18 protein-coding genes are annotated in these 19,962 nt (G+C 72.5%); 15 read left to right on the top strand and 3 right to left on the bottom strand.

All coding sequences use genetic code 11. The features are described from left to right. Window positions 1-194: 194 nt before the first annotated feature. The gene (gene rpmB, locus ACFV18_RS29445) at window positions 195-380 is read right to left on the bottom strand and encodes a 50S ribosomal protein L28 (RefSeq protein WP_073813963.1); all 186 of its coding nucleotides are present in this window, start codon (window positions 378-380) and stop codon (window positions 195-197) included. Window positions 381-621: 241 nt separating this feature from the next. Here rpmB and ACFV18_RS29440 point away from each other — a divergent pair, with 241 nt between their 5' ends. The 10 genes from ACFV18_RS29440 (at window position 622) to mutM (ending at window position 10,227) form a co-directional block, all read left to right on the top strand. Further along, window positions 622-2,229 (top strand): DAK2 domain-containing protein, encoded by a 1,608-nt coding sequence (locus ACFV18_RS29440; RefSeq protein WP_380488278.1) that lies wholly within the window; start codon window positions 622-624, stop codon window positions 2,227-2,229. Between the two features lie 37 nt (window positions 2,230-2,266). Further along, the gene (gene recG, locus ACFV18_RS29435; RefSeq protein WP_380488277.1) at window positions 2,267-4,471 is read left to right on the top strand and encodes an ATP-dependent DNA helicase RecG; all 2,205 of its coding nucleotides are present in this window, start codon (window positions 2,267-2,269) and stop codon (window positions 4,469-4,471) included. Between the two features lie 104 nt (window positions 4,472-4,575). After that, window positions 4,576-5,085: a hypothetical protein gene (locus tag ACFV18_RS29430; protein ID WP_380488276.1), complete on the top strand. Its 510-nt coding sequence runs from the start codon at window positions 4,576-4,578 to the stop codon at window positions 5,083-5,085. Between the two features lie 131 nt (window positions 5,086-5,216). Then, window positions 5,217-5,801: a 16S rRNA (guanine(966)-N(2))-methyltransferase RsmD gene (gene rsmD / locus ACFV18_RS29425; RefSeq protein WP_380488275.1), complete on the top strand. Its 585-nt coding sequence runs from the start codon at window positions 5,217-5,219 to the stop codon at window positions 5,799-5,801. Between the two features lie 32 nt (window positions 5,802-5,833). Further along, window positions 5,834-6,319: a pantetheine-phosphate adenylyltransferase gene (coaD, locus tag ACFV18_RS29420; protein ID WP_380488274.1), complete on the top strand. Its 486-nt coding sequence runs from the start codon at window positions 5,834-5,836 to the stop codon at window positions 6,317-6,319. 128 nt (window positions 6,320-6,447) lie between these two features. Then, entirely contained in the window at window positions 6,448-7,584 is a 1,137-nt protein-coding gene (locus ACFV18_RS29415) for an ATP synthase F0 subunit B (RefSeq protein ID WP_380488273.1), read from the top strand. Between the two features lie 159 nt (window positions 7,585-7,743). Next, window positions 7,744-8,337, top strand: a complete 594-nt coding sequence (locus tag ACFV18_RS29410; protein WP_380488272.1) for a YceD family protein — start codon at window positions 7,744-7,746, stop codon at window positions 8,335-8,337. Window positions 8,338-8,386: 49 nt separating this feature from the next. After that, window positions 8,387-8,560, top strand: a complete 174-nt coding sequence (rpmF, locus tag ACFV18_RS29405; RefSeq protein ID WP_035866499.1) for a 50S ribosomal protein L32 — start codon at window positions 8,387-8,389, stop codon at window positions 8,558-8,560. A 20-nt stretch (window positions 8,561-8,580) separates the two neighbouring features. Continuing rightward, window positions 8,581-9,366 carry a ribonuclease III gene (rnc, locus tag ACFV18_RS29400; protein ID WP_380488271.1) on the top strand — a complete coding sequence of 262 codons (786 nt, stop codon included), beginning with the start codon at window positions 8,581-8,583 and terminating at the stop codon, window positions 9,364-9,366. Between the two features lie 6 nt (window positions 9,367-9,372). Continuing rightward, the gene (gene mutM, locus ACFV18_RS29395; protein ID WP_380488270.1) at window positions 9,373-10,227 is read left to right on the top strand and encodes a bifunctional DNA-formamidopyrimidine glycosylase/DNA-(apurinic or apyrimidinic site) lyase; all 855 of its coding nucleotides are present in this window, start codon (window positions 9,373-9,375) and stop codon (window positions 10,225-10,227) included. 67 nt (window positions 10,228-10,294) lie between these two features. On the opposite strand, the gene ACFV18_RS29390 is transcribed toward mutM, so the two are convergent. Continuing rightward, window positions 10,295-11,209 carry a hypothetical protein gene (locus ACFV18_RS29390; RefSeq protein ID WP_380488269.1) on the bottom strand — a complete coding sequence of 305 codons (915 nt, stop codon included), beginning with the start codon at window positions 11,207-11,209 and terminating at the stop codon, window positions 10,295-10,297. A 199-nt stretch (window positions 11,210-11,408) separates the two neighbouring features. On the opposite strand from ACFV18_RS29390, the gene ACFV18_RS29385 reads away from it, so the two are divergent. Beyond that, a complete protein-coding gene (locus ACFV18_RS29385; protein WP_380488268.1) occupies window positions 11,409-12,785 on the top strand; it encodes a hypothetical protein in 1,377 nt (458 codons plus the stop codon). A 55-nt stretch (window positions 12,786-12,840) separates the two neighbouring features. On the opposite strand, the gene ACFV18_RS29380 is transcribed toward ACFV18_RS29385, so the two are convergent. Continuing rightward, window positions 12,841-14,106 (bottom strand): MFS transporter, encoded by a 1,266-nt coding sequence (locus ACFV18_RS29380; RefSeq protein ID WP_380488267.1) that lies wholly within the window; start codon window positions 14,104-14,106, stop codon window positions 12,841-12,843. A gap of 169 nt (window positions 14,107-14,275) precedes the next feature. Between ACFV18_RS29380 and ACFV18_RS29375 the strand changes: the two genes are divergently transcribed. From ACFV18_RS29375 to smc, 4 genes are all read left to right on the top strand, one after another. Continuing rightward, window positions 14,276-15,073, top strand: coding sequence for a hypothetical protein (locus ACFV18_RS29375; RefSeq protein WP_380488266.1), 798 nt, complete (start codon window positions 14,276-14,278; stop codon window positions 15,071-15,073). A gap of 136 nt (window positions 15,074-15,209) precedes the next feature. Beyond that, the gene (locus ACFV18_RS29370; protein WP_380488265.1) at window positions 15,210-15,503 is read left to right on the top strand and encodes an acylphosphatase; all 294 of its coding nucleotides are present in this window, start codon (window positions 15,210-15,212) and stop codon (window positions 15,501-15,503) included. A gap of 382 nt (window positions 15,504-15,885) precedes the next feature. Next, entirely contained in the window at window positions 15,886-16,089 is a 204-nt protein-coding gene (locus tag ACFV18_RS29365) for a hypothetical protein (RefSeq protein WP_380488264.1), read from the top strand. 276 nt (window positions 16,090-16,365) lie between these two features. After that, entirely contained in the window at window positions 16,366-19,947 is a 3,582-nt protein-coding gene (gene smc / locus ACFV18_RS29360) for a chromosome segregation protein SMC (protein ID WP_380488263.1), read from the top strand. Window positions 19,948-19,962: the final 15 nt, after the last annotated feature.

Below are 19,962 nucleotides of genomic sequence, written 5' to 3'. Positions count from 1 at the left end.
CCGCGGACACACCGCACTCGCAGGCAAACCACCCGCCAGCCGCGTCCCCAACCTCACAGGACAGAACACCTAGCGGGCCGGGAGGTACCCCCACGAGCCCCTGAAGGCAAAACAGCGAAAGCCGACCATGACCCCCGGAGGGGATGGTCGGCTTTCGCCGTAGCAAGAAGGTGACCGGCGTACCGGTCTGCGCGTCAGCGCGAGACCTTACCGGCCTTGATGCACGAGGTGCAGACGTTGAGCCGCTTCGGCGTGCGCCCAACCACAGCGCGCACCGTCTGGATGTTGGGGTTCCAACGACGGGGGGTGCGGCGGTGCGAGTGGGAGATGCTGTTGCCGAAGCCCGGGCCCTTGCCGCAGACGTCGCAGTTGGCAGCCACAGGAGTCACTCCAAGACTTCAGATCAGGAACTTGAACAGCCCGGGGTGTTCCAGGCAACCGGGAGAGCATACAACGGTGACTCCCGCTCAACGAAACTACCACGGCTGCCGGGGTGATCGTTCCCCCGACCTGGGCCGGAGGGTGCCGTCGGTGGCGTCGCGGGGGCCGATAACCTGCCAGCATCGCCCCTCGCCACCGCGTCCCGTCGCGTTCTCGTGGCGTTCACCCGGAGGAGACCTGGTGCTGGACACCCTCGACGCCCCGGCCGTCCGCACCTGGTGCCGGCTCGCGCTGGCGGCTCTCGGCCAGGCCCGCGAGGAGATCGACGCGCTGAACGTCTACCCGGTTCCGGACGGCGACACCGGCACCAACCTGTACCTGACCGTGGAGTCCGCCGCCGAGGCGCTGGACGCGCTGTTCGTGGCGGAGGAGGGGCCGGCGCTGGCCGCCGCCGCGAACGCGGCGGCTCGCGGGGCGCTGATCGGGGCGCGCGGCAATTCCGGGGTGATCCTCGCGCAGTGGCTGCGCGGCCTCGCCGAGGTGCTGGCCGAGGGCGGTGAGCTGAGGGAGGCGCTCGACAATGGCGCGCGCTCCGCCTACCTGGCCGTCGCGGAGCCCGTCGAGGGCACCCTGCTGACCGTCGCCGCGGCCGCCGCCGACGCCGCGAAGGCCGCGGACGGCCTGACCGGCCAGGCCAAGGAGGCGTACCGGGCAGCCCGGCAGGCGCTGCTGCTCACCCCGGACCAGCTGACGGTGCTCGCCGAGGCGGGCGTGGTGGACGCGGGCGGGCGGGGTCTGGTCGCCGTTTTGGGCGCGCTGGTGGACGCGGTGTCCGGGCAGCAGCCGATGGGGCCGGTGGCGCTGCGTCGCGAGGTGGACCCGGTGGTGGTGGCCGGCTGCGAGGGCCACGAGCGTCCGCCGGGGCCCGGCCACCCCGCGTTCGAGGTGATCTACCTGCTGGAGGCCGAGGACGGGCAGCTGCCGCGGCTGCGCGAGCGGCTCGGGCGGCTCGGTGACTCGCTGGTGATCGGCGGCGGCGACGGCCTGTGGAACGTCCATGTGCACGTGGACGACGCGGGCGCGGCCGTGGAGGCGGGCGTCGAGGCGGGCCGGCCGTACCGGATCCGGATCACCCACTTCGCCGAGGCGGCGGCCCGCGCGGGCGAGCGCGAGGAGACCGTCTCGCACGGGCGGGCGGTGCTCAGCGTGGTGTCCGGCAGCGGACTGGCCCAGCTGTGCGAGCAGGCCGGCTCGGTGGTGCTCGCCGCCGACCCGGACCGCGCCCCCGCCAGCGCCGAACTGGTCGCCGCCGTGCACCGCTGCGCGGCCCGCGAGGTGATCCTGCTGCTCAACGACCCCGAACTGCGGGCCGCCGCCGGCGCCGCCGCCGACCAGCTGCGCGAGGAGGGCGTGCGGATCGCCGTGCTGCCCACCCGCTCCCCGGTGCAGGGCCTGGCCGCGCTCGCCGTGCACGACGCCGGCCGCCGCTTCGACGAGGACGTGGTCGCCATGACCTCCGCCGCCGGCGCCACCCGGTACGCCGAACTCGCCGTCGCCGAGGGCGAGTCCTGGACGATGGCCGGCGTCTGCCAGGCCGGTGACGTGCTCGGCCTGATCGACGGCGACGTCGCGGTGATCGGCCACGACCTCACCGAGACCGCGCTCACCGTGCTGGACCGGATGATCGCGGCGTCCGGCGAACTCGTCACCCTGGTGCTCGGCGAGGACGCCCCCGCCGAGCTCGCCGACCGCCTGATCGCGCACGCCAGGCGTACCCGTCCCGAGGTCGACACCGTCGCCTACCGGGGCGGCCAGGAGGCCGCGCCGCTGCTGATCGGCGTCGAGTGAGCCGCAGCGTCGGTCCCGTGGTGTGAAATGGGACCCGATGGGCGCTCTCGATGAACCACTGAAGGACCTGGTCGGCGACCGCACCGCGAAGGTGCTGGCCGACTCCCTCAAGCTGCGCACGGTCGGCGACCTGCTGCACCACTACCCGCGCCGGTACGTCGAGCGCGGCCAACTCACCAGCCTGGACGAGCTGGAGGTGGACGAGCACGTCACCGTGCTGGCCCGGATCGAGAAGGTCACGCTGATCCCGTTCCGCGGCCGCAAGGGCGACCGGCTGGAAGTGGTGGTCACCGACGGCCGCTCCCGGCTCTCCCTGGTGTTCTTCAACCAGGGCTGGCGGCAGAAGGAACTCAAGCCCGGCCAGCAGGGCCTGTTCGCCGGCAAGGTCGGCATGTTCAACCGCACCCGCCAACTCGCCTCGCCCGACTACCAGTTGATCGAGGAGGAGGAAGGCTCCTCGGCGGCGAAGCAGTTCGCCGGGCGGCTCATCCCGGTCTACCCGGCCAGCGCCCAACTGCCCAGCTGGAAGCTGTCGCTCTGCGTCGAACTCGCCCTCACCAAGCACCTCGCGGACGTCGGCGAACCGCTGCCCGCCGAACTGCGCGCCGAGCACGACCTGATCCCGCTGCCCGAGGCGCTCGAACTGATCCACCGCCCGCGCAACCAGGCCGAGAAGGAACGCGCCCAGAACCGGCTGCGCTGGGACGAGGCGTTCGTCCTCCAGGTCGCCCTCGCCCAGCGCCGGGCCGCCGACTCCGCACTTCCCGCCGTCCCGCGCCGCGCCGTCCCCGGCCGCGTGCTGGACGCCTTCGACGACCGGCTGCCGTTCACCCTGACCGACGGCCAGCAGAAGGTGTGCGCCGAGATCTTCGCCGACCTCGCCACCGAACACCCCATGCACCGGCTGCTGCAGGGCGAGGTCGGTTCCGGCAAGACGCTCGTCGCGCTGCGCGCCATGCTCGCCGTGGTCGACACCGGCGGCCAGGCCGTGCTGCTCGCGCCCACCGAGGTGCTCGCCCAGCAGCACCACCGCTCCATCGTCGAGATGATGGGCGACCTCGCCGAGGCCGGCATGATCGGCGGCTCCGAGATCGGCACCCGGGTGGCCCTGCTCACCGGCTCGATGGGCGCCGCCGCCCGCCGCGGCGCGATGCTCGACATGGCCTCCGGCAAGGCCGGCATCACCATCGGCACGCACGCGCTGATCGAGGACAAGGTGCAGTTCGCCGACCTCGGCCTGGTGGTGGTCGACGAGCAGCACCGGTTCGGCGTCGAACAGCGCGACGCGCTGCGCGCCAAGGGCGAGCAGCCCCCGCACCTGCTGGTGATGACCGCCACCCCGATCCCGCGCACCGTCGCCATGACGGTCTTCGGCGACCTGGAGACCTCCGTCCTCGACCAGCTGCCGTCCGGCCGCTCGCCGATCTCCACCCACGTCGTCCCCGCCCTGGAGAAGCCCAACTTCCTCACCCGCGCCTGGGAACGCGTCCGCGAGGAGGTCGGCAAGGGCCACCAGGCGTACGTGGTCTGCCCGCGGATCGGCGACGAGGAGGACGCGCCGAAGGGGAAGAAGAAGCGCAAGGAGGACCCAGAAGAGGTGGGCGGGGGAGCGGACAGCGAGGAACGCCGGCCGCCGCTCGCCGTGGTCGAGACCGCCGAGAAGCTCGCCAAGGGACCGCTCGCCGGACTGCGGGTGGAGATCCTGCACGGCCGGCTCGCCCCCGACGCCAAGGACGAGGTGATGCGCCGCTTCGCCGCCGGCGAGGTCGATGTGCTGGTCGCCACCACCGTCATCGAGGTCGGCGTCAACGTCCCCAACTCCACCGTCATGGTGATCATGGACGCGGACCGGTTCGGCGTCTCCCAGCTGCACCAGCTGCGCGGCCGGGTCGGCCGGGGCTCCGCCGCCGGACTCTGCCTGCTGGTCAGCGACATGCCCGCCGCCAGCGCCGCCCGCGCCCGGCTCGACGCGGTGGCCGGCACCCTGGACGGCTTCGCGCTCTCCCGGATCGACCTCGAACAGCGCCGCGAGGGCGACGTCCTCGGCCAGGCCCAGTCCGGCGTGAAGTCCTCGCTCAAGGTGCTCTCCGTCCTCGACGACGAGGACGTCATCGCCACCGCCCGCGCCGAGGCCACCCGGCTGGTCGCCGCCGACCCCGAACTCGCCGCCCACCCCGAACTGCGCACAGCCCTGGAGAGCCTGCTCGACGAGGACCGCGCGGAGTACCTGGAGAAGGGCTGACAGACGGTGTGATCAGGCCGGATTGTCAGTGCCCCGGGAGAGAATGGAGTTGTTCGGGGCGCTCCTCAAGTCGCGCTCCCGGCACGAGATTTGGGGGTCATTGCATGGCATTCCGTCACCTCAACGAGCTCCCGCTCGGCGACAAGGTCTTCCGGATCGAGGTCGCCAGCGAAGACGACCGCGAAGTCACCCTCACCCTGACCGGCTGGCGCGAGGGCAACTCCGCCAACCCGGTCGCCTCCGGCAAGCTCCGCCTCCCGGTGGAGGACGTCGCCTCGCTGCGCATCGCGCTCAACCGCGCCCTGCGCGCCCTGGCGATCGTCGCCGACATCTCCGAGCCCATCCCCGACCGGGACGTGCTGCGCGAGCTCTACCCCGGCCACGGCTCCCCCTGGGTGCCGCAGCACGAGGAGGAGCTGGTCCGGCGCTTCCACGACGGCGACACCATCGCCCGGATCGCCGCCCGCTACGGGCGCACGCCCGACTCCGTCCGCACCAAGCTGCGCGAGCTCGGTCACGACCCGCGCCGCCCGGAGTACTGCCCGCCGGACGGCTGCCTGTCCTGGTCGCGCTACGCCTCGCCCACACTGTTGGGCGCGGCGTCCAATGAGTGACCGCCTGCGCTGAGGCACCAGGGCGCGAGGGGCTGCTCCGATCTGCCGTGCACTATTTGTCGGCTATGGTCGGGCGCGCAGTTCCTCGCGCCCCTGTTTTTGCTGACCCCCTGCCCAAAGGAACAAGCCCCATGCCCCGCGTCATCGCCGGCCGTGCCGGAGGCCGCCGTCTCGCCGTGCCGCCCGGCCGGAACACCCGTCCGACCTCCGACAAGGCGCGGGAGGCGATGTTCTCCACCGTCGAGTCGCTGTTCGGGCCGATCGCCGGGGCGCGGATGCTGGACCTGTTCGCGGGCAGTGGCGCGGTCGGGCTGGAGGCGCTGTCCCGGGGCGCGGCGCACGCGCTGCTGGTGGAGGCCGACGCGAGCGCGGTGAAGACGGTGCGGGAGAACGTCCGGACGCTGGGGCTGCCGGGCGCGGAGGTGCGGGCGGACAAGGCGGAGAAGGTGATCGCGGGCGCCCCGCCGGCCGAACCGTACGACCTGGTGTTCCTGGACCCGCCGTACGCGGTGGAGGACGCCGTGCTGCGGGAGATGCTGGTCACACTCCGCTCGGGGGGCTGGCTGTCCGAGCATGTTCTCGTCACCGTGGAACGCAGCACCCGAGGGGGCGAGTTCGGCTGGCCGGACGGCTTCGAAGGGCTGCGCTCGCGCCGTTACGGCGAGGGCACGCTCTGGTACGGTCGCGCCGCTACCGGGGCTGACCAAGACTCGTAGCAGAACATCCCGCCCCACAAGGGAGCACACCCATGCGCCGCGCCGTCTGCCCGGGGTCCTTCGACCCCATCACCAACGGACACCTCGACATCATCGAGCGGGCCTCGAAGCTGTACGACGTGGTGCACGTGGCGGTGGCGGTGAACCGCAACAAGCAGGGGATGTTCTCGATCGAGGAGCGGCTCGCCCTGATCGAGGAGACCACCGCCCACCTGGGCAACATCCAGGCGGAGTCGCACAGCGGCCTGCTGGTGGACTTCTGCACCCAGCGCGGCATCCCGGCGATCATCAAGGGCCTGCGCGCGGTCAGCGACTTCGACTACGAACTGCAGATGGCGCAGATGAACCACGGCCTGACCGGCGTCGAGACGCTGTTCGTGCCGACCTCGCCGACGTACAGCTTCCTGTCCTCCAGCCTGGTCAAGGAGGTGGCCTCGCTGGGCGGCGACGTGTCCCACCTGCTGCCCGAGGTGGTGAACCGGCGACTGGTCGAGCGGATCGCCGAACGCCGCAAGTGACACAGGCGTTGTGAGCGGCGGGGTAGGTGGCCGTACAGTCTGTACTCCCGGCCCCGGGGCGCAGTCCGCGACCTCGTGGCACTGCCTCCGCCGCACCTCGGCGGCACACGGAAAGACTGAAGACGCCCGTGGACGTGCAGCAGAAACTCGACGAGATCATCGCCATGGTCGAGAAGGCCAAGGCGATGCCGATGTCGGCCTCCTGCGTGGTCAACCGTGCCGAACTGACCGGCCTGCTGCGCGAGCTGCGCGACACCATGCCCGCCGAACTCGCCCAGGCGCAGTCGGTGGTGGCAGATCATCAGCAACTGGTCGCCGACGCCCAGGCGCAGGCCGACCAGATCATCCGCGGCGCGCACGACGAGCGCGGCTCGCTGATCTCCGACACCGAGGTGGTCCGCCAGGCCCAGGCCGAGGCGGACCGGATCCTCGCCGAGGCCCGCGCCGAGGAGCGCACCAAGCTCGCCGAGGCGGACGACTACGTCGACTCCAAGCTCGCCAACTTCGAGGTGGTGCTCACCAAGACGCTTGGCGCGGTCGGCCGCGGCCGGCAGAAGCTGCGCGGCGAGGCCGGGGTGTACCAGCCGGAGGGCGAGGGCACCGAGGACGGCGAGGAGTTCCAGCCGCAGCGGATCAGCCTCAGCCCGGAGGCCGACGAGTACGTCGATGTGAAGCTCGCCACCCTGGAGGCGGTGCTCTCGGCGACCCTGGAGGCGGTCGGCAAGGGCCGCGACAAGCTGCTCGGCAAGGCCCCGATCGACGAGCTGGGCGCCTACCTGGCCGCCGCCGACGAGGCCCAGCAGCTCAAGGACCGCGCCGAGGCGGTGGCGGCCGGCTTCGCCACCACCGACGGCGAGCAGTCCTGGTACGCGGACGTCCCGCAGCAGCAGAGCTGGCCCGAGCCGGCTCCGGCCGCCGCCGGCTGGCAGAACCCCGCCGAGGACCAGTACGGCCAGCCGCAGACCCCGCAGTACGCCGAGGTCTACGGCGGCGGCTACGACCCCGCGGCGGCCCCGCAGACCGACCCGTACGGGCAGCCCTACGGCTACCAGCAGCCGGGCGACCCGGCGTACTACCAGCAGCAGCCGTACCAGCAGCCCGGCTACGACCAGTGGGGCAACCCGCTGCCCGCCGACCCGCAGGGCTACCAGCAGCAGCCGCAGCAGGCCCAGCTGCCGCAGCAGCAGGCCGGACTGGACGAGACCAGCTTCTTCGACACCAGCATGATCGACATGACCCGGCTGCGGGAGCTCGGCGGCCGGTGAACGGCGACGAGTTGGGTTCGGCCCGGACTCTCGGGTAGTCTGACCACTCCGGCCTGCTCGTGCCGGGTTCGCCGCGTGCCCGCAGCCGGGCCGCGCACCGCAGGAACCACAGTCCGCGCCACGCAGGGATGCGTGCCGCCGCCAGGAAGTCAGGAAACCTTGAACCGCCTCGACCACCGCGACCCGCTCGTGTTCGACACGCATGAGCTCGGCCGTCGCCCCGGCTCGTTGCGCAAGGTCTCCCGCACCCTGGAGGCCCCGGCGGACCTGGGTGTCGCGGATGTGATCGGTGTCCCGGAGAAGAGCGAGATCAAGCTGGAGCTCCGCCTGGAGTCCGTGGTCGAGGGCGTGCTGGTCACCGGCACCGCCGAGGCCCACGTGACCGGCGAGTGCTCCCGCTGCCTGGAGCCGGTGGAGGACGACCTGGAGGTCGACTTCCAGGAGCTGTACTACTACCCGGAGTCCGAGGAGCGTCACCGCGCGATCGCGGGAGACGACTTCGACGAGGAGTCCGAGGACGAGACTTACCGCCTGGAGGGCGAGCTGTTCGACCTCCAGCCGGTGCTGCGTGATGCGGTGGTGCTCGCACTGCCGCTGCAGCCGGTGTGCCAGGACGACTGCCTGGGCCTGTGCTCCGAATGCGGAGCTCGCCTGAGCGACGACCCGTCGCACCACCACGACGCCGCCGACCCCCGGTGGGCGGCTCTGCAGGGACTCTCCGCCGCCCCCGGCGACGAGGGTGACGAGGAATAAGACACAGCGGTACCCGTGAGGGTCTCGCCGAGAACCAGGAGATTTAGCCGTGGCTGTTCCGAAGCGGAAGATGTCGCGCAGCAACACGCGTCACCGGCGTTCCAACTGGAAGGCCGTCGTGCCCGCGCTCGTCGCGTGCGACCGCTGCCACGAGCCGAAGCTTGCGCACATCGCGTGCCCGAGCTGCGGCACGTACAACCGTCGCCAGGTCCTCTCGGTCTGATCGGCGGGGTGCACGGATCGATGTCGGACGGCAGCAATTCTTCTCGCAAGCCGAACCCCGGTTCCCACGGGGGTAAGGGCGGCGGGCCGGCTTCGACCGAATACGACGTCCTGGAAGGGCGCCTCGGGTATCCACTTGAGCGCGCCCTTCTGGTACGTGCCCTGACCCACCGCTCGTACGCGTACGAGAACGGCGGGCTGCCCACCAACGAGCGCCTGGAGTTCCTCGGCGACTCGGTGCTGGGCCTGGTGGTGACCGACACCCTCTACCGCCTCCACCCGGAGGTCGCCGAGGGGACGCTCGCCAAACTCCGTGCCGCGGTGGTCAACTCCCGCGCGCTCGCCGAGGTCGGCCGCGGCCTGGACCTCGGAGCCTTCATCCGGCTCGGCAAGGGTGAGGAAGGAACCGGCGGCCGCGACAAGTCGTCGATCCTCGCCGACACCGTCGAAGCCGTGATCGGCGCCATCTACCTCGACCAGGGCCTGGACTCGGCCACGGACTTCGTCCACCGGCTGTTCGACCCGCTGATCGCGGAATCCGCGCTGCTCGGCGCCGGACTCGACTGGAAGACCAGCCTCCAGGAACTCACCGCCGCCGTCGGCATCGGTGTTCCCGAGTACGTGGTCACCGAGTCCGGACCGGACCACGAGAAGACCTTCACCGCCGCCGCCCGGGTGGCCGGCCAGGACTACGGCTCCGGAAGCGGACGCTCCAAGAAGGAAGCCGAGCAGAAGGCCGCCGAATCCGCCTGGCGCGCCATCAAGGCCAAGCAGGACGGCGCCGACGGCGACCGGCCGACCGCCTGACCTCCGGTGCCCGAACTCCCCGAAGTCGAAGTCGTCCGCCGCGGCCTGGCCCGCTGGGCCGCCGGGCGGACCGTCAGCGACATCGAGGTGCTGCACCCGCGCGCCGTCCGCCGACAGGCCGGCGGCGCCGAGGAGTTCACCGCGCTGCTGCGCGGCCGCACCTTCGGGAAACCGCAACGCCGCGGCAAGTACCTGTGGGTGCCGCTCGGCGACGGACTGTCGATGCTCGGCCACCTCGGCATGAGCGGCCAACTGCTCGTCCAGGAAGCCGACATGGCCGACTCGGTGCACCTGCGGGTGCGGCTCCGGTTCGCCGACGGCGGCACCGAACTGCGCTTCGTCGACCAGCGCACCTTCGGCGGCCTCGCCATCGAGGAGACCGAGCCGGACGACCCCGAATCCACCCCGCTCTCGCTCGCCCACATCGCCCGCGACCCGCTCGACGCCCGCTTCGACGACGCCGCGTTCGTCACCGCACTGAAGGCCAAGCGCACCACCGTCAAGCGGGCCCTGCTCGACCAGTCGCTGATCAGCGGCGTCGGCAACATCTACGCCGACGAGGCCCTCTGGCGCAGCCGCCTCCACTACGACCGCGCCACCGCCACCCTCACCCGCCCCGCCGCACTCGAACTGCTCGGCCACGCACGGGACGTGATGAACGCGGCGCTGGCCGTCGGCGGCACCAGCTTCGACTCGCTGTACGTCAACGTCAACGGCGAGAGCGGCTACTTCTCCCGCGCCCTCGACGCCTACGGCCGCGAGGGGCAGCCGTGCCGCCGCTGCGGCACGGCGATGCGGCGCGACGCCTGGATGAACCGCTCCAGCCACTACTGCCCGAAGTGCCAGCGCCGCCCGCGCTGATCAGCTGTACGCGATCCGCTCGATCTCCAGTGCGTCGAGCGGATCGGCGTGAGGGTTGTGCGCGCCGTCAGCTCGATTTCCCGGCGGCGGCCTTCTCCTCCTCGGCCGCGGCCTGCAGCGCTCCGCCGTCCTCGCCGAAGTAGGCGACGCCGACGGCGCTGGCCACGGCCAGGACGAAGCCGAGGACGGCCAGCCAGGCCAGGCCGGGGCGGGAGGAGTCGCCGAGCCAGAGGACGCCGACCGCGCCGGGGACGACGGTCTCGCCGACCACCAGGGCGGCGGTCGCGCCGTTGACGGAGCCGACCTGGAGGGCGACGGTGTGCAGGTACATGCCGCCGATGCCGCCGATCAGGATGGCGTAGAGCGCCGGGTCGGCGAGCAGCGCGGTGATCGAGAACGGCTCGATGCCGTCCAGGACGCGCACGCCGATGCCCAGCGCGCCGAAGCCGAGGCCGGACAGCAGACCGGCCACGATCGCCCCGTTGGAGCCCATCCGGCGAACGATCAGCGAACCGCCGGCGATCAGCACCGCGGAGCCGATCAGCAGCCCCCAGTGGAATGCCCGGGAGGCGTGGTGGCCGCCCTCCGGCCCGGCGGCGATCGCCAGCAGCACCAGGGCGCTGCACAGGATGCCGATGGACAGCCACTCCAGCTGGCGCAGCCTCAGCCCGAGCAGCTTGACCGACAGCAGCGCGGTGATCACCAGGTTGGCGCTGATGATGGTCTGCGACAGGAACAGCGGCAGCAGCCGCGCGGCCAGCGCGCCGAGCCCGAAGCCGATGAAGTCCAGCACCGTGCCGAGGATGAACTCCCAGGTGACGGCGGCCTTCGCGGTGGAGGCGAGGCTGGGCCCGCCGTGCTCGGTGACGGTCCCGTCGGCCGCCTCCTGCCGGGCCGACCTTCGGGCACCGACGGCTTGCAGCACGGACCCGGTGCCGTAACAGACGGACGCGGCGACGGCGGTGACGAGGCCGAGGATCACGCTGGGGGCTCCTGTCGGGGGAGGGAAGATCGTCACCACTATGCCTGCTCATTACCCGGCCGCGCCGGGTCGGGGCCCAACTCCGGCCGGTCGGCGGGGGTCGGGAGGGGCGGAGTCGTCCCCGGGTAGGGGCGATCTCAGGGTCGGACCGTCCCGGGGGAGGGCGTGGATCCGCCCCCCCTACCGGTACGGTCTGGGTATGAGAACTGTGCTTCGACGCTCCCGAGCCACCGGGCCGGCCGCCGTGCTGGCAGCTCTGCTCGGCCTGCTGATGGTCCTCGGACTGTCCGCACCCGCTCAGGCGGCCGGGCTGAACGACGCGGCCGACTCGTTGAAGAAGACCCAGGTCTACGTCGACCCGGCGATGACCAGCCGGTTCTCCCAGGACCAGGCCGACGCGCTGGCGAAGAAGCTGAAGAAGGCCGACAAGCCGATCTTCGTCGCGGTGCTGCCGGACAGCCAGGCCTACGCCCCGAAGACCCTGGTGAGCGACCTGCGCACCAAGGTCGGCGTCGTCGGTGTCTACGCGGTGTGGCGCGGCAACGAGTTCGACGCCGGCGCCGACGCCAAGGCCCTGCCGAAGGACTCCGCCGGCAAGATCGCCGGTGCGTCCTTCCGCTCGAACAACGGCGACATCAACGGCACCGTCAACGACTTCGTCGACCAGGCCGTCAAGCAGACCAAGGGCGACGGCCCGCAGCACAGCATCTCCGCGGCCTGGATCGTCGTCCCGATCGTGCTGGTGGCGCTGGCCGGCGGCGGCGTGTTCCTGCTGTTCCGCCGCGCCAAGAAGCGCAAGGAGGAGAAGGTCCGCGCCGAACTCGCCCAGCTGCGCACCGTGGTGGACGAGGACATCACCGCGTTCGGCGAGGAACTCGACCGGCTCGACTTCAACCCCGGTGCCCCCGGTGCGGACGACACCCAGCGCGCCGACTACAGCCGGGCGCTGGACTCCTACGACCGTGCCAAGCGGACCATGGACGAGGCCAAGAAGCCCGAGGACGTCCGCCCGGTCACCGAGGCGCTGGAGGACGGCCGGTTCGCGCTGGCCACCCTGGCCGCCCGCCGCGAGGGCCGCGCGCTGCCCGAGCGCCGCGTCCCGTGCTTCTTCGACCCGCGGCACGGCCCCTCCACCACCGACGTCCAGTGGGCGCCGGCCGGCGGTGCGCCGCGTTCCGTCCCGGCCTGCGCCGACGACGCGAACCGCCTGGCCATCGGCCAGGACCCGTACATCCGCACCGTGGAGACCGAGCACGGCCACCAGCCGTACTGGAACGCCGGCCCGGCCTACAGTCCGTGGGCGGGCGGCTACTTCGGCGGCGGCATGCTCCCCGGCCTGCTGGTCGGCACCATGCTCGGCTCGATGATCTCCAGCCCCGGCTACGCCTACGCGGGCGGCTACCACGACTACGGCGACGGCGGTGGCGGCGTCGACTACACCGACGGCGCGGACGCCGGCGAGTACTCGGGCGCGGCCTTCGACTCCTCCGACTTCTCCGGTGCCGACTTCGGCGGCGGGGACTTCGGCGGCGACAGTGGCTTCGGCGACTTCGGCGGTGGCGACTTCGGCGACTGACGCCGACGTGCCCGGCCCCCGGCCCCCGGTTCCGTTCGCGGACCGGGGGCCGCTGTCATGCCCGGGCGGGGGAGGGCGCCTCGGCGGTGGCGCCGGGCCCGACGGGGTCGGCCGGCTCCCGGCGGCCCAGGACCAGCAGGGTCAGCGCGCACGACGCCAACTGCCAGGCCGCGCCGAAGCCCAGCACCGAGCCGGTACCGACCCGGTCCGCGACCGGCCCGGCCAGCGCCAGTCCGACCGGCCCGAAGGCGAACGCGCCGAGCGTCCCGTACGCGCTGACCCGGCCCAGTGCCTGCGCCGGAATGTGGCGCTGCGTCAGCGTGGCGAACAGGGTCGTGCAGACGATCGAGGTCACCCCCGCGCCGGCCGCCGCGAGCGCCACCAACGGCAGCGACCAGCCCAGCGCCAGCGCGCCCGAGGGCAGCGCCCAGCCCGCCGTCGCCGCGACCGCCAAGCGCAGCGGACGGCCCGGTCGGCGGCCGAGCAGCAGCAGCCCGCCGAGCACCGCGCCGGCCCCGTACGCGCCCATCACCAGGCCCCAGCCGCCCGCCCCGCCGAGGCGCTCGTTCGCCACCACCGGGCCGAGGATCAGGAACGGCGCCCACACCAGCAGGTTGAACAGGCAGGCCTGCAGGGTGCTCACCCACTGCCACCGCCGGGAGCTGAACTCGCCCCAGCCGGCCCGCAGTTCGGACAGCAGCGAGGCCCCGTCGGCCGGCTGCCGGGTGGCCCTGGGCAGCCGGAGCAGGGCCAGTGCCAGGCCGCCGACCGCGTACGACAGGGCGTCCACCAGCAGCACCCAGCCGGGGCCCGCGACGGCGGTCAGCCCGCCCGCGAGGGCCGGGCCGGCCACCGCGACGCCGTTCCGGGCGATCCCCAACAGGGCGTTCGCGTCGGAGAGTTCACCGGCCGGGACGAGCCTGGGCAGCAGCGCGTCCAGGGCCGGCATGAACACCGCCTCGGCCAGGCCCCAGAACACCATCAGCGCCGCCATCGTCCACACCCGGTCGTGCGCGGTGAACATCAGCACCGCCATCGCCGCCTGGGTCACGAAACGCAGCCCGTCCGAGCCGAGCATCACCGGACGCGGGCCCAGCCGGTCCGCGGCCGCGCCGCCGAGCACCAGCAGCAGCACGATCGGCAGGATCCGCGCGGTCATCACCACACCGAGCCCGGAGCCGCCGCCACCGCTGTCGAGCACCGCGAACGCCACGGCCACCGAGGCCATCGAGGATCCGAGCAGGGAGACGGCGAAGCCGATGAAGAAGAGCCGGAACTCCCGCCTGCGCAGGACGGCGAGCCGCCGTAAGGTCAGCACCATGCCCGGCAGACTGCCCCGCCGCCGAGGCGCCGGGCAAGGGCTTCCGGCGAAAAACTTGAGCGTTGTGGCATCAATTTCACGGGGCGTGCCCTGTGCCGCAGTAAATCGCACATTTACCGCAGCTGGAGGTGGTGTTGACTGTGCATCAGGGGAGCGATTTACTGCGGCTATGACACCTGTGGAGTTCGCCGTCGCAGCCGAGCGCTACCTGACGGAGGCCCGACTCTCGGACGGCTCCCGGCGGGTCTATCGGATCGCCCTGCACACCTGGGCCTGGTTGCTGGTCGGGCGCACCCCGCCGGTCGGCGCCGAGCGGCGGCGGGCCGCGCCACCGGTACTGCCGCTCGGCATGCTGGACGGGCCGGACGCGCCCCGGCGGGTGGCCGAGGCGTTCGCCGCCCGGGCCGGGGCGGTCGGCGCGCGCACCGCCAACCGCGAACTGTCCGCGCTGCGGGCCGCCGTCCGCTGGTGGTGCGGGCAGGGCTGGCTGGCCGCCGACCCCGCCGAGAACCTGCGCCCGCTGCCTGTGGGCTCGCCCGCACCCGCGCTCACCGACGCCCAGGTGCGGGCCGTGCTCGCACTGCGGGTGCCGCTGCGCGAGAAGGTGCTGTGGCACCTGGTGCGGGAGACCGGCGCGCCGATCGAACAGCTGCTGGCACTGGACGTGGACCGGCTCGACCCGGCCGACCGGCAGGCCCGGCCCGCCGCCGGCGGGAGCCCGCTGCGCTGGCGCGGCGGCACCGCCCGGCTGCTGCCGCTGCTGATCGCCGGGCGCAGCGCGGGCCCGCTGTTCCTCACCGACCGGCGCGCCCCGGTCGGCACCCCGGAGCGCGACCGCTGCCCGCTCACCGGCCGGGCCCGGCTCTCCTACCGCCGGGCCGCCGAACTGTTCACCGCCGCCACCGCTCCGCTGGACCCGGCCGGCCGCGGCTGGACGCTGCACCGGCTCGCCGAGCCGCGCCCCTGAGTGCTGCTCGGCGAGTGCTGCTCGGTCGAGCGCGGATGCCGACGCTGTAAATGCGCGCGGGCCGGTGAGGAGGCACGGTAGAAGAGGCGTGAAGTCCGCCCCATGCGCCCCTGAAGTGCCCGACTATGGTCGACGCATGCAAGGTCACGACAGTCACCGTCCCGTCCGCGCCACCATCTGGGTGCGTGGACGCGTCCAGCAGGTGGGGTTCCGCTGGTGGACCAGGGCCAGGGCCCTGGAGATCGGGCTGACGGGCTACACGAGCAACCTCGGGGACGGCCGCGTTCAGGTGGTGGCCGAGGGGTCGCGGGCGGACTGCGAGCGGCTGCTCGCCGCGCTGCGCGGGCCCGGAACGCCAGGTCGGGTCAGCGGAGTCACCGAGATCTGGAGCGCCGTGGGCCAGGGGTACGAGGGCTTCGCGATCCGATGAACGCACCGCGTCTGTCGGTCGGAGGAGAGCCGCCGGCAACTGCCGGTGTCATACGGTTGCCATCCGGGCAGACTCGTGGTTGACTCCGCAAGCGAAGTGATCCACTACCCCGGCCGACGGCGTGACAATCCCGCCATGCAGGTGACAGGGGCGCGGTAGCGTGCGGTGATCGTGTTGACCCGTACGGTCTTTGGTGAGACGCTGGAAACCCGCGCACAGGTCTGAGTTTACCGGCGAAGCTCCGCCGCGTGAGCATGCCACTCACCAGCGGCTGTTTCGTAGTGCCCAGCCAGCACATCCGGCGCGCAGGCGCGTGCGTATCCCTTCCCCCAAGACCCACACCGTACACGGTTCGGTCACTCAGCGTGGAGGACCATACATCATGGCAAAGGCGCTTCTCGGGTACGTCGGCGGCCCCGACCCGCGAATGCTCTCCGAGATGCGACGGCTTCAGCAGCGCGTCCAGGACCTGGAGAACGAGCTCGTGAAGCTCCAGGCCGAGAACGATGCCCTGACCGCTGTCGCTGACGAGCATTCGCTGCTCAACAGCATCGACCTGGACCAGCGCGAGCCGGCCCTCACCTGATCGGCACGATGGCCTGATCCACCTGATGGCCAGATCGCTCGTGGTCCTCACGATCGACGCTGTGACGCACTGAGCTTCCCCGATAAGGGGATGGCAGCCTGCAAGGGACGTCCGGGACGGGCGTCCCTTCGTCGTGTCCGTGGCGTTCTTGTGCCCGAACATGCCCAGCCTGCGGCGTGGCCAAACCCCCACCTGGGGGCAGCTCGGCGGCCCGGCCGGATACAGTCGCCAGCGGAGCCGGACAGCGGGTCGCGGCCGGGCGAGGAGGACGGGCGGGTGCACCTGAAGAGCCTGACCCTGCGCGGGTTCAAGTCCTTCGCCTCGGCGACCACGCTGCGCTTCGAACCCGGCATCACCTGCGTGGTCGGCCCCAACGGCTCCGGCAAGTCCAACGTCGTCGACGCACTGTCCTGGGTGATGGGCGAACAGGGCGCCAAGTCGCTGCGCGGCGGCAAGATGGAGGACGTGATCTTCGCCGGTACCAGCGGGCGCCCCCCGCTCGGCCGCGCCGAAGTCAGCCTCACCATCGACAACACCGACGGCGCGCTGCCCATCGACTACACCGAAGTCACCATCACCCGGACCATGTTCCGCAACGGCGGCAGCGAGTACGCGCTCAACGGCACCGGCTGCCGGCTCCTCGACATCCAGGAACTACTCTCCGACTCCGGCATCGGCCGCGAGATGCACGTCATCGTCGGCCAGGGCCAGCTCGACTCCGTGCTGCACGCCGACCCGATGGGACGGCGCGCCTTCATCGAGGAGGCGGCCGGCGTCCTCAAGCACCGCAAGCGCAAGGAGAAGGCGCTGCGGAAGATCGACTCGATGCAGGCCAACCTGAACCGCGTGCAGGACCTGGTCGCCGAACTGCGCCGCCAGCTCGGCCCGTTGGGGCGGCAGGCGAAGATCGCCCGGCGGGCGGCCGGCATCCAGGCCGAACTGCGCGACGCCCGGCTGCGGTTGCTCGCCGACGACGTGCTCACCCTGCGCCGCGCCGTCGAGGCCGAGATCGCCGACGAGCTGGCGCTGAAACTGCGCCGCACCACCGTCGAACAGCAACTCGCCGCCGCCGTCCAGCGCGAGGCCGTCCTGCAGGCCCAGGTCGAGCAGCTCGGGCCGGCCCTGGAAGCCGCCCGGCAGACCTGGTACCGGCTCTCCGGGCTCGCCGAACGCACCCGCGGCACCATCGGACTCGCCGAAGCCCGGGTCCGGTCCGCCGCCACCGCAGGGCAGTTGGAGGAACGGCGCGGCCGCGACCCCGAGGAGCTGGAACGGGAGGCCGCCCGGGTCCGCGAGGAGGAAGCCGCCCTCGAAGAAGCCCTGGAACAGGCCCAGTACGCGCTCGCCGAAATTGTCGAGGAACGCGCCGAACTCGAACGCGCCCTCGCCGCCGAGGAGTTGCGGCTCAAGGCGGCCGCCCGGGCGATCGCCGACCGGCGCGAGGGCCTGGCCCGGCTGCAGGGCCAGGCGGCCGCCGCCCGCTCCCGGGCCGGCGCCGCCGAGGCTGAGATCGAACGGCTCGCCGTCGCCCGCGACGAAGCCCTGCTGCGCGCCGAAGCCGCCCAGGCCGAGTACGAGGAACTCCGGGAACGCAGCGAGCAGAGCGCGGCGGGCGACGAGGAGACCGAAAGCCGTCACGACCGGGCCCGCGCCGCGCTGGCCGACGCCGAACGGGCCGCCGGCGCCGCCCGCGAGGCACTCGCCGGCGCCGAGAAGGAACGCGCCGCGCTCACCGCCCGGCACGACACCCTCGCCCTCGCCCTGCGCCGCAAGGACGGCAGCGTCGGCCTGCTCGGCCGGCCCGGCGTGCTCGGCCCCGCCGCCGAACTGCTGCACGTCGAGCCGGGGTTCGAACTCGCGATCGCCGCCGGACTGGGCGCCGCCGCGGACGCCGTCGCGGTCGAGGACATGGCCACCGCCGTCGCGGCACTCACCCGGCTCCGGACCGAGGACGGCGGCCGAGCGGCGCTGCTGATCGCCGCCGGGGCCACGGACGTTGACGACCTGCTGCCCGAAGGCGCCCGCTGGGCAGGGGAGTTGATCGACGGCCCGATGCGCGCCGCCGCCCGGCAGTTGCTGCGCCGCACCGCCGTGGTCGAAGACCTCGACGCCGCACGGCAGTTGATCGACCGCCACCCGCACTGGACGGCCGTCACCCGGGACGGCGACCTGCTGTCCGCCACCCTCGCGCACGGCGGCTCGGCCGGCGCCCCCAGTCCGCTGGAGACTCAGGCCGCCGTCGCCGAGGCCGCCCGTGGCATCGAGGAACTCGACGGCCGCTGCGAAGAGTTGACCCACCGGCTGGCCGAGGCGCGGGAACAGCTGCGCGAACGTGCCGCCGAAGTCGAACAGTTGGCCGTGCTGCGCCGACAGGGCGAGAAGCAGCGCGCCGAACTCGCCGGAGCGCTCGGGCGATCGGGCGGGGCCGCGCGCGCCGCCGCCGGTGAGGCCGAACGCACCGCCACCGCCGCCGCCAAGGCCGAGAGCGGCCTCGCCGAGGCCCGCGCCGCCGCCGAGGAACTCGCCGAACGCCTGGCCACCGTCCAGGAGTTGGCCGACAGCGGCGAGGACGAACCCGACAGCGCCGAACGCGACCGGACGGCCGCCGCCGGTGCCGCCGCCCGGCAGACCGAGATGGAAGCCCGGCTCACCGTCCGCACCCACGAAGAACGGGTCCGTGGACTGGCCGGCCGCGCCGACCAGTTGGACCGCGCCGCCCGCGCCGAACGCGAAGCCCGGGCCCGCGCCGCCGAACGCCGCGCCCGCGCCCGCCGGGAATCCGCCGTCGCCGGGGCCGTCGCCACCGCCGCCCGCCACCTGCTCGGCCGGATCGAGGAGACCCTCGCCGCCGCCGAGACCGACCGCGCCGCCGTCGAGGCCGACCGGGCCGCCCGCGAGAGCGAACTGCGCCAGTTCCGCGAACACGGCCGCGAACTCCAGGCCGAACTCGACCGGTTGGTCGACGCCGGCCACCGCGACGAGGTGCTGCGAGCGGAGAAGCGGCTGCGGATCGAGCAGTTGGAGGCCAGGGCACTGGAGGAGTTCGGCATCGAGGCCGCCGAACTGCTCAACGGCTACGGCCCCGACCGGCCCGTTCCCGCGCCGGCCTCCGAGGACGGCGAGAGCGTGGGCGAGGAACGCCCGTACGTCCGGGCCGAGGTGGAGAAGCGGCTCAAGGCCGCCGAACGCGCCTACCAGCAGCTCGGCAAGGTCAACCCGCTCGCGCTGGAGGAATTCGCCGCCCTGGAGGCCCGCCACCAGTTCCTCGGCGAACAGCTTGACGACCTGCGCAAGAGCCGACGAGACCTGCTCGACATCGTCCGCGACGTCGACGCCAGGGTCGAGCAGCTGTTCACCGCCGCCTACCACGACACCGCCGCCCAGTTCGTGGACGTCTTCGCCCGGCTGTTCCCGGGCGGCGAGGGCCGGCTCGTCCTCACCGACCCCGAGAACATGCTCACCACCGGCGTCGAGGTCGAAGCCCGCCCACCCGGCAAGAAGGTCAAGCGGCTCTCGCTGCTCTCCGGAGGCGAACGCTCACTGACCGCCGTGGCACTGCTGGTGTCGATCTTCAAGGCCCGGCCCAGCCCGTTCTACGTCATGGACGAGGTCGAGGCCGCGCTGGACGAAACCAATCTGCGCCGACTGATCGCGATCATGGAAGAACTGCGGGAAAGCTCCCAATTGATCGTCATCACCCACCAGAAGCTCACCATGGAATCCGCCGACGCCCTGTACGGCGTGACCATGAAGGGGGACGGCATCTCCCAGGTGATCAGCCAGCGCCTGCGGATGCCCGAGAGACCGCCACAGCACAGGACGAAAAGGCTGGAGCCCGCACAACCCGGGCCGGCATAGGCGCTAAGTGATACT

This window comes from Kitasatospora sp. NPDC059673 (genome assembly GCF_042734215.1).
Taxonomy (GTDB): domain Bacteria; phylum Actinomycetota; class Actinomycetes; order Streptomycetales; family Streptomycetaceae; genus Kitasatospora.
Note: the sequence above shows the minus strand (reverse complement) of the source record. Positions and strands in the feature narration are given on the sequence as shown.

Coding starts and splice junctions, on each gene's coding strand:
- recG (WP_380488277.1), top strand. CDS start 2,267: ATGGGCGCTCTCGATGAACCACTGAAGGACCTGGTCGGCGACCGCACC.
- ACFV18_RS29430 (WP_380488276.1), top strand. CDS start 4,576: ATGGCATTCCGTCACCTCAACGAGCTCCCGCTCGGCGACAAGGTCTTC.
- rsmD (WP_380488275.1), top strand. CDS start 5,217: ATGCCCCGCGTCATCGCCGGCCGTGCCGGAGGCCGCCGTCTCGCCGTG.
- coaD (WP_380488274.1), top strand. CDS start 5,834: ATGCGCCGCGCCGTCTGCCCGGGGTCCTTCGACCCCATCACCAACGGA.
- rnc (WP_380488271.1), top strand. CDS start 8,581: ATGTCGGACGGCAGCAATTCTTCTCGCAAGCCGAACCCCGGTTCCCAC.
- ACFV18_RS29385 (WP_380488268.1), top strand. CDS start 11,409: ATGAGAACTGTGCTTCGACGCTCCCGAGCCACCGGGCCGGCCGCCGTG.
- ACFV18_RS29380 (WP_380488267.1), bottom strand. CDS start 14,106: ATGGTGCTGACCTTACGGCGGCTCGCCGTCCTGCGCAGGCGGGAGTTC.
- ACFV18_RS29375 (WP_380488266.1), top strand. CDS start 14,276: ATGACACCTGTGGAGTTCGCCGTCGCAGCCGAGCGCTACCTGACGGAG.
- ACFV18_RS29370 (WP_380488265.1), top strand. CDS start 15,210: ATGCAAGGTCACGACAGTCACCGTCCCGTCCGCGCCACCATCTGGGTG.
- ACFV18_RS29365 (WP_380488264.1), top strand. CDS start 15,886: ATGGCAAAGGCGCTTCTCGGGTACGTCGGCGGCCCCGACCCGCGAATG.